General features: G+C 61.2%; 13 protein-coding genes, 3 tRNA genes and 1 pseudogene. 9 read left to right on the top strand and 8 right to left on the bottom strand.

The genetic code is table 11. From position 1 onward, the window contains the following. Window positions 1-353: 353 nt before the first annotated feature. Together prfA and hemA are read right to left on the bottom strand one after the other, a co-directional pair. The gene (gene prfA / locus AACR93_RS02005; RefSeq protein ID WP_033115320.1) at window positions 354-1,442 is read right to left on the bottom strand and encodes a peptide chain release factor 1; all 1,089 of its coding nucleotides are present in this window, start codon (window positions 1,440-1,442) and stop codon (window positions 354-356) included. 55 nt (window positions 1,443-1,497) lie between these two features. After that, window positions 1,498-2,754: a glutamyl-tRNA reductase gene (hemA, locus tag AACR93_RS02010; RefSeq protein ID WP_042030053.1), complete on the bottom strand. Its 1,257-nt coding sequence runs from the start codon at window positions 2,752-2,754 to the stop codon at window positions 1,498-1,500. 126 nt (window positions 2,755-2,880) lie between these two features. On the opposite strand from hemA, the gene lolB reads away from it, so the two are divergent. The 7 genes and pseudogenes from lolB to ychF all read left to right on the top strand — a co-directional run bounded on the left by lolB (window position 2,881) and on the right by ychF (window position 9,545). Continuing rightward, window positions 2,881-3,459, top strand: coding sequence for a lipoprotein insertase outer membrane protein LolB (gene lolB / locus AACR93_RS02015; RefSeq protein ID WP_033115318.1), 579 nt, complete (start codon window positions 2,881-2,883; stop codon window positions 3,457-3,459). Next, window positions 3,459-4,329 (top strand): annotated as a pseudogene (gene ispE, locus AACR93_RS02020) (4-(cytidine 5'-diphospho)-2-C-methyl-D-erythritol kinase). The gene lolB and the pseudogene ispE overlap by 1 nt, the downstream one beginning before the upstream one ends. Continuing rightward, window positions 4,309-4,383, top strand: a tRNA-Gln gene (locus AACR93_RS02025). Before ispE ends, AACR93_RS02025 begins: the two are co-directional and overlap by 21 nt. Before the next feature lie 187 nt (window positions 4,384-4,570). Continuing rightward, the gene (locus tag AACR93_RS02030; protein ID WP_005343846.1) at window positions 4,571-5,518 is read left to right on the top strand and encodes a ribose-phosphate pyrophosphokinase; all 948 of its coding nucleotides are present in this window, start codon (window positions 4,571-4,573) and stop codon (window positions 5,516-5,518) included. Between the two features lie 101 nt (window positions 5,519-5,619). After that, on the top strand, window positions 5,620-7,608 hold the full coding sequence (locus AACR93_RS02035) for a bifunctional metallophosphatase/5'-nucleotidase (RefSeq protein WP_043852213.1): 1,989 nt from the start codon (window positions 5,620-5,622) through the stop codon (window positions 7,606-7,608). A gap of 193 nt (window positions 7,609-7,801) precedes the next feature. Next, window positions 7,802-8,392 (top strand): aminoacyl-tRNA hydrolase, encoded by a 591-nt coding sequence (gene pth, locus AACR93_RS02040; protein ID WP_033115315.1) that lies wholly within the window; start codon window positions 7,802-7,804, stop codon window positions 8,390-8,392. Between the two features lie 61 nt (window positions 8,393-8,453). Beyond that, window positions 8,454-9,545: a redox-regulated ATPase YchF gene (ychF, locus tag AACR93_RS02045; RefSeq protein ID WP_033115314.1), complete on the top strand. Its 1,092-nt coding sequence runs from the start codon at window positions 8,454-8,456 to the stop codon at window positions 9,543-9,545. Between the two features lie 126 nt (window positions 9,546-9,671). Here the strand turns inward: ychF and AACR93_RS02050 are convergent, their stop codons facing one another. The 6 genes from AACR93_RS02050 to AACR93_RS02075 form a co-directional block, all read right to left on the bottom strand. Then, window positions 9,672-11,102 carry a gamma-aminobutyraldehyde dehydrogenase gene (locus tag AACR93_RS02050; RefSeq protein ID WP_043852214.1) on the bottom strand — a complete coding sequence of 477 codons (1,431 nt, stop codon included), beginning with the start codon at window positions 11,100-11,102 and terminating at the stop codon, window positions 9,672-9,674. A 19-nt stretch (window positions 11,103-11,121) separates the two neighbouring features. Then, window positions 11,122-11,919: an ABC transporter permease gene (locus AACR93_RS02055; RefSeq protein WP_033115312.1), complete on the bottom strand. Its 798-nt coding sequence runs from the start codon at window positions 11,917-11,919 to the stop codon at window positions 11,122-11,124. Further along, window positions 11,909-12,862, bottom strand: a complete 954-nt coding sequence (locus tag AACR93_RS02060; protein WP_043852215.1) for an ABC transporter permease — start codon at window positions 12,860-12,862, stop codon at window positions 11,909-11,911. The genes AACR93_RS02055 and AACR93_RS02060 overlap by 11 nt, the downstream gene beginning before the upstream one ends. Then, window positions 12,859-13,857, bottom strand: a complete 999-nt coding sequence (locus AACR93_RS02065) for an ABC transporter ATP-binding protein (RefSeq protein ID WP_041210697.1) — start codon at window positions 13,855-13,857, stop codon at window positions 12,859-12,861. The genes AACR93_RS02060 and AACR93_RS02065 overlap by 4 nt, the downstream gene beginning before the upstream one ends. Window positions 13,858-13,901: 44 nt before the next feature. Then, window positions 13,902-15,029 (bottom strand): ABC transporter substrate-binding protein, encoded by a 1,128-nt coding sequence (locus AACR93_RS02070; protein ID WP_033115309.1) that lies wholly within the window; start codon window positions 15,027-15,029, stop codon window positions 13,902-13,904. Between the two features lie 135 nt (window positions 15,030-15,164). After that, the gene (locus tag AACR93_RS02075; RefSeq protein WP_033115308.1) at window positions 15,165-16,088 is read right to left on the bottom strand and encodes a LysR family transcriptional regulator; all 924 of its coding nucleotides are present in this window, start codon (window positions 16,086-16,088) and stop codon (window positions 15,165-15,167) included. A 632-nt stretch (window positions 16,089-16,720) separates the two neighbouring features. Between AACR93_RS02075 and AACR93_RS02080 the strand changes: the two genes are divergently transcribed. Together AACR93_RS02080 and AACR93_RS02085 are read left to right on the top strand one after the other, a co-directional pair. Next, window positions 16,721-16,797: transfer RNA gene (locus AACR93_RS02080), tRNA-Met, on the top strand. Window positions 16,798-16,805: 8 nt separating this feature from the next. Beyond that, window positions 16,806-16,880: transfer RNA gene (locus AACR93_RS02085), tRNA-Gln, on the top strand. The last annotated feature ends 40 nt before the right edge of the window (window positions 16,881-16,920 follow it).

Below are 16,920 nucleotides of genomic sequence, written 5' to 3' on the forward strand. Positions count from 1 at the left end.
GGAGATGTGTATAAGAGACAGGGATCAGGGTCGCCGGACTCACTTTCAGGGGCAGCGACCAGAACTCCCGCTCGCCAACGAGATGAGCGATGGGCTCGCCGTTGAGACGACGGGCCAGCCACGTCTGCAGGGTGGCCTGCTGGGCGGCATCCAGCTCGCGTTCGGGCCAGGTCATCAGATAGCTGCGCCGGCAGTCGAGCAGATGACAGAGCAGCACATCGGCATCGGCGCGAGGGGACTCTCCCCCTGCCAGTACGGTCATGATATGGGCACGAGCCTGCTGGATCTGCATCAGTGCTGCTCCATGTTATGGGCACAACACTTAATGCGAACTTGCCGGTTCCGCATTTGCATCAATTGCTCTCGGCCAGCGAGGCGAGCTGGTCGGCCTGATACTCCTGCACCAGCGGCGTGATAACGCAGTCCAGGTCCCCTTCCAAAATTTCGGAGAGGCGGTACAGGGTCAGGTTGATACGGTGCTCGGAGAGACGGCCCTGCGGATAGTTGTAGGTCCGGATGCGCTCGGAGCGATCACCGGAGCCCACCAGATTGCGGCGGGTGCTCTGCTCGGCGGCGCGATGGCGCTCATCCTCAGCCGCCTGCAGGCGGGCAGAGAGTACCGACATCGCCTTGGCGCGGTTCTTGTGCTGGGAGCGTTCGTCCTGACACTCCACCACCAGCCCGGTCGGCAGGTGGGTGATGCGAATGGCCGAGTCGGTCTTGTTGACGTGCTGACCACCGGCACCGGAGGCGCGGAAGGTGTCGATCTTCAAGTCGGAAGGGTTGATCTCGATCTGCTCGGCTTCCGGCACTTCCGGCAGCACCGCGACGGTACAGGCGGAGGTGTGCACCCGACCCTGAGATTCGGTCTCCGGCACCCGCTGTACCCGGTGACCACCGGATTCAAACTTGAGACGGCCATAGACACGCTCGCCGTCGATCTTGGCGATGACCTCCTTGTAACCGCCATATTCCCCGTCGTTGCAGCTGACGATGGAGACGCGCCAGCCCTGACGCTCGGCAAAGCGGGAGTACATGCGGAACAGGTCGCCTGCAAAGATGGCCGCTTCATCACCGCCGGCTCCGGCCCGGATCTCCAGATAGCAGTTGTTGTCATCCTTGGGATCCTTGGGCAGCAGCATCACTTGCAGCTCCTGCTCCAGCGCCTCCAGATTGGCCTTGGCGAGCGGCAGCTCCTCCTGCGCCATCTCGCGCAGGTCGGCATCATCCTCTTCCAGCATCATCTGGGTCGTCTCCAGATCATCCTGCGCCTGACGGAAACGCTGGAAGGCGTGAACGATATCTTCCAGCTGGGCATATTCACGGGTCAGGGCGCGATAGCGCTCCTGATCCGAGACCACGTCGGGCTCGCCGAGCATGGCCTGAACTTCTTCGTGGCGCTCGATGAGGCCTTCCAGCTTTCTGATCAGTGACGGATTCATAACTCTTGCAATCTCAAATGGAGGACGGGACCACCAGCATGGTAGCCCCGAAAAATTACTCTTGTGACAACCCCAGTGCCTGCCGCAGACGGGACAGCGCACTCTCGTCGCCCTGGGAGGCCGCCTGGCGCAGGGCCTGGGTCGGCGCATGGATCAACTTGTTGGTGAGGCGATGGGCCATCGCCTTGAGCGCCTGCTCGGCACTCTCGCCCTGGGCCAGTGCCAGCAGGGCGCGTTGCAACTCTTCGTCAGCAACCTGCTGGGACTGCTGACGGTAGTCGCGAATGAGATCGACCGAGCTCTGGCCGCGATACCAGCCCATGAACTCGTCGCGCTCCTCCTGCACGATTACCTCGGCTTGTGCCGCGGCCCGTTTGCGGGTCTCCAAGTTCTGCTCGATGATCCCCTGCAGGTCATCCACCGTGTAGAGATAGGCGTCGGAGAGCTCATCCACTTCCGCCTCGATGTCGCGCGGTACGGCGATATCGACCAGAAACATCGGCTTGAAGCGGCGGGCCTTGAGGGCACGCTCCACCATCCCCTTGCCGATGATGGGCAGCGGGCTCGCGGTCGAGCTGATGACGATATCCGCCTCATGCAGATAATCGGGGATCTCTTCGAGCGTCATCACCTGGGCGCCAAATTCGGCAGCCAGGGTCTGGGCCCGTTGCAGAGTCCGGTTGGCCACCATCATCTGGGTCACGTTCTGTTCGCGCAGATGGCGGGCCACCAGCTCGATGGTTTCGCCAGCACCGACCAGCAATACCTTGGTCTGGGAGAGATCGGCAAAGATGCGGCGGCCAAGGCTGACGGCCGCAAAAGCCACCGACACGGCGCTCGCGCCAATCTCGGTATCGGTACGCACCCGTTTGGCCACCGAGAAGGATTTCTGGAACAGCCGCTCCAGCGCCCCCTTCACCGACTCCGCCTGCTGGGCATGGGCGTAGGATTGCTTGATCTGGCCGAGGATCTGCGGCTCTCCCAGCACCAGCGAGTCGAGCCCGCACGCCACCCGCATCAGGTGGCGCACCGCCTCTTCGTCATGGTGCTGGTAAATGGCGCTGACCAGTTCGGCCGCATCCAGCCCGTGGAACTGCTGCAGCCAGCGCAGCACCTCGCCCTGCTGTTCACCGGCCAGATTGCAGTAAAGCTCGGTCCGGTTGCAGGTGGAGACGATCACCGCCTCGTTGATGCCGGGTTGGTTCACCAGCTCACGCAAGGCGCGATCGATGCAGTCCGGGCCAAAGGCGACCCGCTCCCGCAAGGCGACACTGGCGGTGTTGTGGTTGATTCCGAGGGCAAGCAAACTCATGAGTGGGCGACGATCATTTCATACGCTGGGTGCAAAGGCTGCCAATTGTACGAGAAAGGGTAAGTCTTTAAAAGCAATACGGCCGCCCCGTATACTGTGGCAAATTCCTCTCTCTGGAGCCTTCTCTTGCTGCTACGTATTTTTACCCTCGCCTGCCTGCTGATCCTTGGCGGTTGTGCCACCACCCAGCCCCAGCGGGCCCAGGTGAACTGGGATCAGGAGCGAACCCGCCTCGAACAGCTCACCCATTGGGAGCTTTCCGGCAAGATGGCCATCATCACCCCCCAGCAAAAGGGCAGCGCCCGCCTCAACTGGCAGCAGGATGGCGATGATTATCGGCTCAACCTCACCAGCCTGATCGGCACCAGCATTCTCGAACTCTCCCGCAGCAAGGGCGAGATCACCCTGATCGACAGCGAGGGCAAGCGTCACCAGAGCCAGGATGCCGAAGGGCTTATCTATCAGCTCACCGGCTGGAACATTCCGGTCGCCGGACTGCCGGAGTGGATCAAGGGGCTGCCGGGCGAGGCCGACTTCGAGCTCAACCCCGACAGCAGTCTGGCCCGCGTCCGCGATGGCCAGTGGCAGATCGTCTATGGCGACTATCGGGATCAGGATGGCTACCGCCTGCCCCACCAGCTGACCATGACCGGTCAGGGCAGCCGCCTCAAGCTTCAGATCAACCAATGGACTCTTGCACGCTAATGGCTTCCACACGCTGGCCGGCACCGGCCAAACTCAACCTGTTCCTGCACGTCAATGGCCGTCGTCCGGATGGCTACCACGAGCTGCAGACCCTGTTCATCTTCCTCAACCACGGTGACTGGCTCGAATTCGAGGTGATTCCAGATAGCGACACCCTCACTCTGAGCCCGGCCATTCCCGGCGTACCTGATGAACAGAACCTCATCATCCGTGCTGCCCGCCTGCTGCAAGCAAAGCTGCCGAGCCCGCAGGGAGCCCATATCCGGCTGGAGAAGGTACTACCCATGGGCGGTGGTATCGGTGGCGGTTCGTCCGATGCGGCCACCACGCTGGTTGCGCTTAACCACCTCTGGCAGGCTGGTCTTGACGAAGATGAACTGGCAGCGCTTGGCGTGCAGCTGGGCGCCGATGTGCCGGTCTTTGTCCGTGGCCGGGCGGCCTTTGCCGAAGGGGTTGGCGAGCGGCTGCAACCGGTCGAATTGCCCGAGTCATGGTATCTGGTGCTCAAGCCGGATTGCCATGTGGCAACCGCTGTCGTGTTCCAGGATCCGGACCTGCCCAGAGCCACTCCGAAGATGGCTTTGCACAACCTGATGGAGGGGGAGTGGAAAAACGATTGCGAAGCACTCGTGAAAAAGCGCCACCCCGAGGTTGCCAATGCGCTCGGCTGGTTGCTAGAATACGCGCCGTCAAGAATGACGGGCACAGGAGCCTGCGTCTTTGCTCAGTTTGAAGACGAAGTGACTGCTCGGGAAGTGTTGGCCAGAGTGCCGAAGGGGCTGGATGGGTTTGTCGCCAAGGGCGAGAACATATCACCACTCCTCGCCACTTTGCAACAATTCAAATGATTGGGGTATCGCCAAGCGGTAAGGCAGCGGGTTTTGATCTCGCCATCCCTAGGTTCGAATCCTAGTACCCCAGCCAATTTGATCTGATGGCAGTGACGCGGGCGATGTCGTGCTCGCCCACGTCGCAGGGCTCACCCCCCTTTCTGCCATCCCGATGCGGCTAATCCCTTGCTCGTTGTCTGGCTAAATCGTTTGCCCCAAAACGATAAGGGTCTGATTTCAGACTCCCCCACATACTGGATGCAACCCCGAGGTTTCAAACCGTGCCTGACATGAAGCTGTTTGCTGGTAACGCAACGCCGGAACTAGCCCAGAAGATCGCAGATCGCCTGTTTATCAAACTCGGCAATGCTGCCGTAGGTCGCTTTAGCGACGGCGAGATCAGCGTACAGATCAACGAGAATGTACGTGGTGGCGATATCTTCATCATTCAATCCACCTGTGCCCCGACCAACGACAATTTGATGGAATTGATCGTCATGGTGGATGCACTGCGTCGTGCTTCAGCTGGCCGTATCACTGCCGTAATCCCCTATTTTGGTTATGCCCGTCAGGACCGTCGCGTCCGCTCCGCCCGTGTGCCCATCACCGCCAAGGTTGTCGCTGACTTCCTCTCCAGCGTGGGTGTGGATCGCGTGCTGACCGTTGACCTGCATGCCGAGCAAATCCAGGGCTTCTTCGACGTTCCGGTAGACAACGTATTCGGTAGCCCGGTGCTGCTCGAAGACATGAAGTCCAAGAACCTCGAGTCCCCTGTCGTCGTATCGCCGGACATCGGCGGCGTAGTGCGCGCCCGCGCCATCGCCAAGCTGCTGGACGATACCGACATCGCCATCATCGACAAGCGTCGTCCTCGCCCGAACGTCTCTCAGGTCATGCACCTGATTGGTGACGTTGCCGGCCGCGACTGCATCATCGTTGACGACATGATCGATACCGGCGGCACTCTGTGCAAAGCTGCAGAAGCCCTGAAAGAGCGCGGTGCCAAGCGTGTATTCGCCTACGCTACCCACCCGGTCTTCTCCGGTTCTGCCGTCGAGAACATCAAGAACTCCGTGATCGACGAACTGATCATCACTGACTCCATCCCGCTCACCGCGGAGATGAAGGCAGTTGGCAAAGTCAAACAGCTGACCCTCTCGACTGTTCTGGCCGAAGCCATTCGTCGCATCAGCAACGAAGAGTCCATCTCTGCCATGTTTGAGCATTGATAGATTCAGCAATAACGAAAACCGCCATCAGGCGGTTTTCGTCTTTCTAGACCCCGGCTATATGTACGACCCTGCCTGTGGCAGGTGTTAAGGATTTACCCATGAATGGCTTGCGCCCCCTCCTGCTTGCGACCCTGACCTCCGCCCTCTTCGCCTGTCAGCCTGCCAAAGAAAATCAGCCCTTCGTGCTGACGCTGGCTCACATGAACGATACCCACTCCCAGTTTGACCCGGTCAACGCCGAGCTGAAGGGGCATATCTTTGCCAAGGAGGGAGAGACAGATACCCTCTACACCCGTTTTGGCGGCTACCCGCGGCTGCTGACCATGGCCAAGGCCTATCAGGCCGATGCGCTGGCCCAGAACCACGCCATGCTGCTGCTGCACGGCGGCGATGCCTGGCAGGGCAGCGGCTACTTCAAGCTCAACGAGGGGATGGCCAACGCCGAGCTGCTCAACCAGTTCGGCCTCGATGCCATGGCCCTTGGCAACCACGAATTCGATCTCGACAACCAGAAGCTGGCCCGCTTCATCAAGGGGGTCAACTTCCCGGTGCTGGCCGCCAACCTCGATACCAAGGCCGACCCCGCCCTCAGCAAGGTTGCCAATCTCAAGCCTTTCACTGTCTACGCCTTTGACGGCAACCAGAAGAGCCCGGTCACCGACATCAACAACCTGCCGCAAGGCAAACAGCTGGTCGCTGTCATCGGTCTGGTGCTGGAAGATATGGGCAACATTGCGCCCAACGTCGGCAAGCTGCGCTTTGCCAAAGAGGTTGAATCTGCCCAGGCCACGGTGGATATGCTGCAAGCCAAGGGGATCCACCAGATCGTGGCGCTCACCCACATCGGCAACGAGCGGGATCTGGCGCTGGCCGCCAAGGTAAACGGCATTGATGCCATCGTCGGTGGTCACTCCCACAGCCTGCTCGGCGATTTTCGCAATATCGGCTGGGGCAACACCGGTGAATACGCCAAGCTGGTGACCAACCCGGACGGCATCGGCAAGACCTGCGTGGTGCAGGCTGGCTCCTACGCCCAGGCCATTGGTCTGGCTCAGGTGAGCTTTGATGGTCAGGGTCATGTGACCGACTGTCAGGGCCACAACAGCCTGCTGGCCAGCCGTGACTTTTTCGCCGATGCGGCGCGCAAGCAGCCCCTCGACGAAAACCGCAGCAAGGAGGCGAGTCAGTTCGTCGACAACCAGCCCAACCTAGTTACCGTGGATGAAGATCCCCGCCTGCGCGGCATCATCGACAGCCACTACAAACCGGCGCTGGAGAAGGCCTATGGCCCGGTGATCGGCACCATTCCCGCCCAGCTGCAAAATGCCCGTCGTCCCGGCGACAACGGCAGCGACAGCCATGGCTCCGACGTGGCACCGCTGGTTGCCGAAGGGGAGTTCTACTGGGCCAATACCCCGGCTGTTCAGGCCCTGACCGGCGGTCCGGTCGACTTCGCACTGGTAGCGGTGGGTGGCGTGCGCGCCGAGCTGCCGGCCGGCGAGTGGCGCGAGGGGGATAGCTCCCTCACTCTGCTGCCGTTCAAGAACCAGCTCGCGGTGCTGACCCTGACCGGAGCCGAGGTGCGTGCCCTGCTGACCGAAACCATCACCGCCACCCTGCCCGCCAGCGCCCATGCTGGCAAGTTCCCCTATGGTGGCCACCTGCGCTACACCTTCCAGGAGACCAGCGCAGGCAAAGCGGGCACCCTGACCCAGTTGCAGCACAAGACGGCGAGCGGCGAGTGGCAGGATCTGGTGGATAGCCAGCGCTATCGCGTGGTGATGAACGCCTACAGCGCCAACGGCAACGACGGCTGGCAGGCACTGGCCAATGCCCAGCGTCAGAAGAGCGAGCGGGTCGACATCGCCAGCGTCAACGGCAAGCTGACAGCCTTCCCGGTGCTGAGAGTTGCACAAAACGGCGAGCTGCTCGGCGCCGTCTATGCTCCGAGCAAATCCCTCGACTGCAAGGCCGCCGGGGTCGATTGCGGTACCGATGCTGCCTCCTTCGTGGAGTATGTGCGCGATGCCCGCCCCACCCTGACCGCGCTGGATGAGGAAACGGTCACCCTGCTGCGCGCCAAATAACCGGGTCATCAGCAAATCGACATAGAACGGGCCTCTCGCAAGAGGCCCGTTTGTCATCCATTGGCCGCCAAAATCGCTCAAATCCCGCCATAACATGCACATTGGTTGAGTGATCGCCACTCGGCGGCTAGAATATTGCGTCCTATTGCCCTGGGTAGTGTGCCCATGGCAGCTGCGAGTGAAGACATCAAGCGTGACAAGCCAAATCAAACTGATCGTCGGACTGGGCAATCCCGGCCCGGAATATGCCAAAACCCGCCACAATGCGGGCGCCTGGTATGTGGAGCAACTGGCCCGCTGGCACAATGTCAGCCTGCGCGAAGAGCCCAAGTTCTTCGGCCACACTGCCCGCATTCTGGTTGATGGGCAGGATGTGCGACTGCTCATCCCGAACACCTACATGAACCTCTCCGGCAAGGCGGTCGCCGCTCTGGCGCGTTTTTATCAGATTGAGCCGGAAGCGATTCTGGTAGCCCATGATGAACTGGATCTGCCCCCGGGCATCGCCAAGTTCAAGCAGGGCGGTGGTCACGGCGGCCATAACGGCCTCAAGGACATCATCGCCAAGATGGGCAACAACAATAACTTCTTCCGGCTGCGCCTCGGGATCGGCCATCCCGGAGCCAAGGAGCTGGTCGCCGGCTTCGTCCTGACCAAGGCGCCCAGCAGTGAACAGAACCTGATCGATGCCGCACTGGACGAGTCCCTGCGTGCCACCGACATCCTGTTCAAACAAGATATGACCAAGGCCATGAACCGGCTGCACAGCTTCAAGGCCGAATAAAGCATGACACGGGCCGCCTGCGGGCGAGCCTCACAGCATCCATCAAGTAAGGTAACAATCCATGGGTTTTAAATGCGGTATCGTGGGCCTGCCCAATGTAGGCAAATCCACCCTGTTCAACGCGCTGACCAAGGCCGGTATCGAAGCCGCCAACTTCCCGTTCTGCACCATCGAACCGAACACAGGTGTAGTACCGATGCCGGACCCGCGCCTCGACCAGCTGGCGGCCATCATCAATCCGCAGCGCGTTGTGCCTACCACCATGGAATTCGTCGACATCGCCGGTCTGGTAGCCGGAGCCTCCAAGGGTGAAGGTCTGGGCAACCAGTTCCTGGCCAACATCCGTGAAACCGAAGCGATCGGCCACGTTGTGCGCTGCTTCGACGACGAAAACATCATCCACGTTGCCGGCAAGGTCTCCCCTGCCGACGACATCGAAGTAATCAACACCGAGCTGGCCCTGTCGGATCTGGACGCCTGCGAGCGCGCCATTCACCGCCAGTCCAAGCGCGCCAAGGGCGGCGACAAGGATGCCAAGCTGGAAGTCGAAACCCTGGAGAAGATCAAGGTCGCGCTGGAAAACGGTCAGATGATCCGCGGCATGAAGCTGGACAAGGAAGAGCTGGCCGCTGTCAGCCACCTCAACTTCCTGACCCTCAAGCCCACCATGTACATCGCCAACGTGGCGGAAGATGGTTTCGAGAACAACCCCTATCTGGACAAGGTGCGCGAGATTGCTGCCGCCGAGAACGCGGTTGTCGTGGTCGTCTGTTGCGCCATCGAAGCTGACATCGCCGAGCTGGACGACGAAGATCGCGCCGAGTTCATGGCCGACCTTGGCATCGAAGAGCCGGGTCTGAACCGTGTTATCCGCTCCGGCTACCAGCTGCTGAACCTGCAGACCTACTTCACCGCCGGCGTGAAAGAGGTACGTGCATGGACCATTCCGGTCGGCGCTACTGCCCCGCAAGCGGCTGGCAAGATCCACACCGACTTCGAGAAGGGCTTTATCCGTGCCCAGACCATCGCCTTTGAAGACTTCATCACCTACAAGGGTGAGCAGGGTGCCAAAGAAGCGGGCAAGATGCGCGCCGAAGGCAAGGACTACATCGTCAAAGATGGCGACATCATGAACTTCCTGTTCAACGTCTAATCCTGCGCTGGCCGCAGTTTGCGGCCCGGGAAAACAAAAGCCCATCCGGCAACGGATGGGCTTTTTCTTTTGCGCATTGCAACGCGGCCTTGCCACTTTCACCAGGCCGTGGCTCAGAGCCGATTACTAGAGCTTGACCATGATGTGGCGCGGTACCGTGTAATCCTCCAGCGCATAGAGGGAGAGGTCCTTGCCGTAACCGGACATCTTCATCCCGCCGTGAGGCATCTCGGTGGCCAGCATGAAGTGGGTGTTGATCCAGGTGCAGCCATACTGAAGCCCCGCCGCCACCTTGTGGGCCAGCCCCAGATCGCGGGTCCAGACCGAGGAGGCGAGACCATAGTCGGAGTCGTTGGCCCACTGCACCACCTGCTCGGCGTCGCTGAAACGGGTCACCGACACCACAGGGCCGAACACTTCGCGGCGCACGATCTCGTCTTCCTGTCGGGCTCCCACGATCAGGGTCGGCTCGTAGAAGAAGCCGCTGCCGGGGCGCATCCGCCCGCCGGTAGTCACCTCCATATGGCCGCTGGTGACGGCCCGTTCGACAAAGCTCGCCACCCGATGGCGCTGGCGATCGGAGATAAGCGGCCCCATCTCGACCCCCTCTTCATGCTGGGTACCCACCTTGATGGAGGAGACGGCATCGGTCAGGGCGGCGACGAAGCGGTCGTGCAACTTGTTCTGCACATAGATGCGGCAGGCGGCGGTGCAATCCTGTCCGGCATTGTAGAAACCGAAGGTGCGAATGCCAGCCACCACCGCATCGAGATCCGCATCGTCAAAGATGATGACCGGCGCTTTGCCACCCAGTTCGAGATGGGTGCGCTTCATGGTGCGCGCCGCGCTCTGCAGGATCTTCTGACCGGTGGCGATATCGCCGGTGAGCGACACCATCCGCACCAGCGGATGCTCCACCATTGGCGCCCCCACACTCTCGCCACGGCCGCAGATGATGTTGATCACCCCGCGCGGGAAGATCTCGCTGGCAATCTCCGCCAGCAGCAGGGCGCTCAGCGGGGTCTGCTCCGATGGCTTGAGCACCACCGTATTGCCGGCCGCCAGCACGGGGGCAATCTTCCAGGCCGCCATCATCAGCGGATAGTTCCAAGGGGCGATGCTGCCCACCACCCCGATGGGATCGCGGCGGATCATGCTGGTGTGGCCGTCGAGGTACTCGCCCGCCAGCGGCCCGTGCAGACAGCGAGCGGCACCGGCAAAGAAGCGGAAACAGTCGACTACCGCCGGCAACTCGTCACCCAGCACGGCCGCATAGGGTTTGCCGCAGTTGAGGGATTCGATGGCTGCGAAGGCCTCGGCCCGCTCCTCGATGGCGGCGGCAAGGCGCAGCAGCAGGTTGCTGCGGGTCGCCGGCGTAGTGTGACGCCAGGTGCCAAAAGCGCGTTGGGCGGCGTTGACGGCGCGGCTCACCTGCTCGAAGGAGGCCTCCGGCAGCTGGACAATCATCTCACCGGTTGCAGGATTGAGTACCGGTTCGCTCGGGCCCTCCCCTGTTACAAACTGGCCGTCGATAAGTTGCTGGGTCGAAATATTCATGAATAACCTTCCTTGGTAATTAGCGCACGGCGTCGTTGCCATCGCGGGTCAAGTAATAGGCGAGCAGGATCGGCACCGTGGTGACGGCGACGATGATAAGGGCAACCACGTTGGTGACCGGGCGATCTCGCGGCCGGATCAGCTCCTGATACATCCAGATGGGCAGCGTAGTCTGCTGGCCGGCGGTAAAGGTGGTGACGATCACCTCGTCAAAGCTGAGGGCAAAGGCCAGCATGCCCCCCGCCAGCAGCGCAGTGGCGATGTTGGGCAGGATGACGTAACGCACGGTCTGGAAACCGTCGGCCCCGAGATCCATCGATGCCTCGATGAGCGAGCGGTTGGTACGGCGAAAACGGGCCAACGCATTGTTGTAGACCACCACCACGCAGAAGGTGGCGTGGCCGATGACGATGGTCCAGAAGCTGAAGGGGATCTCCAGCGCACCGTAGGCCGAACGCAGCGCCAGACCGGTCACTATCCCCGGCAGGGCGATAGGCAGGATCAGCATCAGCGAGACCATCTCCTGACCGAAGAAGCGGCTGCGAGCGATGGCGGCAGCTGCCAGCGTCCCCAACAGCAGGGCAACCAGAGTGGCAAGACTCGCCACCTCCAGCGAGAGCTGGATGGCGCGCCAGACATCGGGCCGCTCAAAGGTCACCGCAACCCAGTGAAGGGTAAAGCCCGGCGGCGGGAACTGGTAACTCTTGCTCTCGGTGGTGAAGGCATAGAGAAAGATAAAGAGGATCGGAAAGTGCAGGAAGGCAAGCCCGCCGTAAGCGGCCACCCGCAGGGTACGACCCGGTTGATCAAAGCGCATCGAAAGCCCCCAGACGTTTTGCCACCATCAGATAGACGGCGATGATAAGGATGGGCACCAGCGAGAAAGCCGCGGCGAAAGGCAGGTTGCCCGCCGTCCCCTGCTGCATGTAGACCACCTGACCGATGTAGAGGGTGGAGTTGCCGATAATGCCCGGGATGATGTAGTCGCCAAGGGTCAGCGAAAAGGTGAAGATGGAGCCGGCCACTACCCCCGGCAGCGCCAGCGGCAGCAGCAGGGTACGGAAGGTCTGCCCCGGAGTGGCCCCGAGATCGGCGCTCGCCTCGATGAGGGAGAGAGGGATCCGCTCCACGGCCGCCTGAATAGGCAGGATCATGAAGGGGAGCCAGACATAGACGAAGACGATAAAGGTGCCGATCCGTGAGAATGACAGCGAAGGGCCGCCAATCTCCGGCAGGCTGAGCAGTGCCTGCAACACCCCGTCCAGCCCCAGCTGACCCGCCAGCCAGTTCACCGCCCCCTCCTTGGCGAGGATCAGCTTCCAGGCGTAGACCCGCACCAGATAGCTCGACCAGAGCGGCAGCATGATGGCGATATAGAAAAAAGCCCGCTGCCGCCCTCTGGTGTAGCGCGCCATGTAATAGGCAATCGGAAAGGCGATCAGGGCGCAGGCCAGCGTCACCAGCAAGGACATGACCACGGTACGCAGGATCACATCCCGGTTTTCGGGGCGCGCCAGATCGATAAAGTTCTGCCAGGTGAACTCGTGGCGGATCTGGCCGCTGAACTCGTCGAGCCCGAAAAAGGAGTTGGAGAGCAGCATCAGCAGGGAGCCGGCATAGATGAGGCCAAGCCAGATGAGCGGCGGCCCGAGCAGGATCCCCAGCAGCAGACCGGAACGGCCATAAAGCAGGTTCGAGAGGCGCCGACGCAGCGGTGCAGGGGGAAGCACGGTTGGCATGGTCAGACTCGCACTGTTCATGGGGTCGCTCCCAGAGCATGCACGGCGGGTGCCGCCCAGCTCAGCGAGACCCGCTCCCCGAGCGGCAGGCGTGCCTGTCCCTCGTTGGGGTGGTTGACGATGAGTTCGATGTCACTGTCGATGCGCACCCGGTAGCGCACATAGGGGCCGAGATACTCCACCTCGCGCACCTCGCCGGACCAGCCGGGCACTCCGGCCGTGGCGAGCCGGATCCGCTCCGGGCGCACCATCACCTGACCACTCTGGCCGGTGAGGCGGCGGGCGGCCTCCCCTTCAAACAAGTTGACGCTGCCAACAAAGCGGGCCACGAAGGGGGTCGCTGGCGTGTCGTAGATGGTCTCGGGAGAGGCGACCTGCTCGATGCGACCCTGATTGAAGATGCAGATGCGATCGCTCATGGAGAGCGCCTCCTGCTGATCGTGGGTCACGAAGATAAAGGTGATGCCGAGCTGGCGCTGCAGTGCTTTGAGTTCGAGCTGCATCTGCTCACGCAGCTTGAGATCGAGGGCGCCGAGCGGTTCATCCAGCAGCAGCACCCGCGGCTGATTGATGAGGGCCCGCGCGATGGCGATGCGCTGGCGCTGACCACCGGAGAGCTGACCCGGCCGGCGATCCCCCACCCCGGGCAGGCGTACCAGTTCGAGCATCTCGTCGGCGCGGCGGTGGCGGGTGGCCTTGTCGATCCCCTTGATCATCAGCCCGTAGGCGATGTTGTCCCGCACATTCATGTTGGGAAATAGGGCGTAATCCTGAAAAACGGTATTGAGAGGGCGCTCGTAGGGTGGACGCGTCGAGCACTCCTCGCCAAAGAGGCGGATGGTGCCACCGGTCGGGTACTCGAACCCGGCCAGCATCCGCAGACAGGTGGTCTTGCCGGAACCGCTCGGCCCCAGCAGGGAGAAGAACTCCCCCGGCGCGATGGCCAGCGACACCTCGTCCACCGCCTTGACGGCGCCATAGTGACGGCTCACCCGTTCAAACTGAACTGCGTGCATGAATTGACTCCAGAGTGAGGGGCCGGCAAGCCGGCCCGGACGTGTCAGCGGCCGCCAAGAATGGCGATGTAATCGGAGACCCAGCGGTAGTAAGGGACGCAGGTACCCTGGCTCTTGCACTGGCTGACCGGGGTACGCCAGAAGTGCACCCGGGCGAAGTTGTCAGCCCCGTTGGTCTTGCATCCTTCGGCGCCGAGCAGGGCATTACCCTGACAAGCCGCAGGAACCACAGGCACGGAGCCAAACCAGGAGGCGAGATCCCCCTGCAGCTTGTTGTCGAGGGAGTGTTCGAGCCACTGATAGGCACAAACCGGGTGTTTGGCTTCGGCGTGCAGCATGGTGGTATCGGCCCAGCCGGTGACCCCCTCTTTGGGCACCACGGTGGCGACCGGCTGCTTGTCCGCGGCCAGCGTATTGGCCTGGAACGGCCAGGAACTCGACGCCACCACCCCTTCATTCTTGAAGTCGTCGATCTGCACGAAGGCATCGTGCCAGTAGCGACCGACCAGCTGCCGCTGCTGGCGCAGCAGCTCCAGCGCAGCCTTGTACTGATCCTCGTTCAGCTCATAGGGATCCTTGATCCCCAGCTCCGGCTTGTGCGTCATCAGATAGAGAGCGGCATCGGCGATATAGATGGGGCCATCAAAGGCCTGAATGCGCCCCTTGTTGGGCTTGCCATCGGGCAGGGTTTGAGCTTCGAATACCACGGACCAGGAGTCGGGGGCCTTGGGGAAGACCTTGGTGTTGTACATCAGGACGTTGGAGCCCCACTGGTAGGGCACGCCGTAGTGCTTGCCGTTTACCGTGTGCCAGGGGGCATTTTGCAGACGGGGATCCACCTTGCTCCAGCTGGGGATGCGCGACAGATCGAGGGGTTGCACTTTGCCACCGGCGATGAGACGCAGACTGGCATCTCCCGAGGCGGTCACCAGATCGAAGCCCCCTTCATTCATCAGGGCGACCATCTCGTCCGATGTAGCGGCGGTCTTGACCGTCACCTTGCAGCCGGTAGCCTGCTCGAAACCGGTCACCCAGTCGTAGTTCTTGTCGGTTTCGCCCCGCTCCACGTAGCCGGCCCAGGCGACGATGTCGACCTGTCCCTCCCCTTTCTGCGCTGCGTGCAGCGGCAGGGACGACGCCAGCAATCCGAGACAGAGTGCAGTCAGTCTCATGGTGATCTCCTTCTCCAGTAGTGAATTAACATCCTGTTAACGCTTGAGTGAGCGTAGGGGAAGGAGAGAGCAATGAGAATTTCAATTTTCAGGGGCCAAGCTATCAGTAAAAGTGATACCGACGTCGTATGAACCCTATCTGGCCGGCCCGAGCCGGGCGCGCAGCCGTCCCTGCTCCTTGGCTATTTCAATAAACTCGCGCGCCGCCCACGGCAGACGCGAGCCACGTCGCCACACCAGTCCGATATCGATGGCGGGGATCGGCTCCTTGATCTCCCGCGCCTCCACCCGCTCCTGCTCCAGCGACCAGGGGCGATAGGCAAAATCCGGCAGCAGGGCCAGACCAAGGTGGCTGGTCACCAGACTGCGCACCGCCTCCACCGAACCGGTGCGCAGTACGATACGAGGCCGCAGGCCATAACGACGCAGGCCAGCCTGAATCACCTGTTCCATCTGGTCGGCAGTGAGGGCGATGAGCGGCTCGTTGGCCAGCTCGGTCAACGAGATGGAGGGCTGGGCGCAGAGAGGGTGATTGACCGGCAGCCATAACCGCAGCGGTGAGCGGGTCAGCAGCTCGGTATCGAACGCCTCGTGGCGGATGGTGCGGTTGGTCATCAAGAGCCCCACATCGATCTCGCCATTGACCAGCTGGTGCTCGAGAAACGCCTGCTCATCCTCTTTCACTTCGATATGCACAGCCGGAAAGAGGCGGCGAAAGCGGCCGAGGGCATCGGAGAGGTAGTAACCCGCCACCAGACTGGTGACACCTATGGTGAGGCTTCCCTCCTCTTCCCGTGCGGTTCCTTTGAGAGAGTGGGCCGCATCGCTCATGGCGCCGAGGATGCGCCGGGCATGGAGCAGAAACTGGTGACCCTGAGGGGTGAGCGTCACCCCGCGCGGGCCACGCTCGAACAGGGTGGCGCCCACCCCCTCCTCCAGCTCGCGAATGGCGCCGGTGACGGCGGACTGGGAGATGTGCAGCTCCTGGGCTGCGCGGCTGACCGACAGACTGTCGGCAACGGCCACGAAATAGCGGATCTGGCGAAAAGTGAAGTTCATCGGGCGTCCTTGCCTTTGGTGACTCTGCCAAGCTTACCGACTTGACCGGGTTGCGTCAGGGGAAAGAGGGGTGAGACTGCTCGCAAAAATGACGTTCACTCCCGGCTTGTCGGCCAGAAGCCACTTATACAGAACTCAAATGACAACACCCCATATTGCTATCGGGGAATGCGGCGACGCAGGCAGCACTCAAAACCGCAAAAAGCGCCTTTGATAAGCTAGTGGCATGCCAAAAATCTCCCTGTTGACCCATTTGTAGCAGCAAATCCCCACAAGACAACCCTGCCGTGAGTGACCATCGAATAAGATATTGATTTAAAAAGTAGCAACTGGACGACATAGAAAGGAGCCAAACACTCTTCTCTCACAGTGGCAGCCCCCTTTCCTCTCCTCTCTCCCATATGACAAGGCAACCCTCACAAGCCTCCCTTTTTATCTTTTGCCGTTACACCAAAGCAGGAGATGACGTAAAAAAATGCAGATTGTTGGGCTTTTGCGCAACAGAGACCAATAACTGGCCAAACGCACTCAAATTGAGTTTTTCTGGCAAAAAAATGGTTGACGCCCCAGAGCCAGATACGCATAATTCGGCCCGCACGGTGACGAGGTAACGACTCACCGGAAGCAAGGTTGGCTATGTAGCTCAGTTGGTTAGAGCATCGCACTCATAATGCGGGGGTCACAGGTTCGAATCCCGTCATAGCCACCATCCTTAGTTGGGGCATCGCCAAGCGGTAAGGCAGCGGGTTTTGATCTCGCCATACCTAGGTTCGAATCCTAGTGCCCCAGCCATTTTTTTAAAGGTGTTTGATAGTTTCTGTCAGGCATCACT

Source organism: Aeromonas sp. L_1B5_3, from assembly GCF_963866575.1.
GTDB classification, from domain to species: Bacteria; Pseudomonadota; Gammaproteobacteria; order Enterobacterales; family Aeromonadaceae; genus Aeromonas; species Aeromonas jandaei.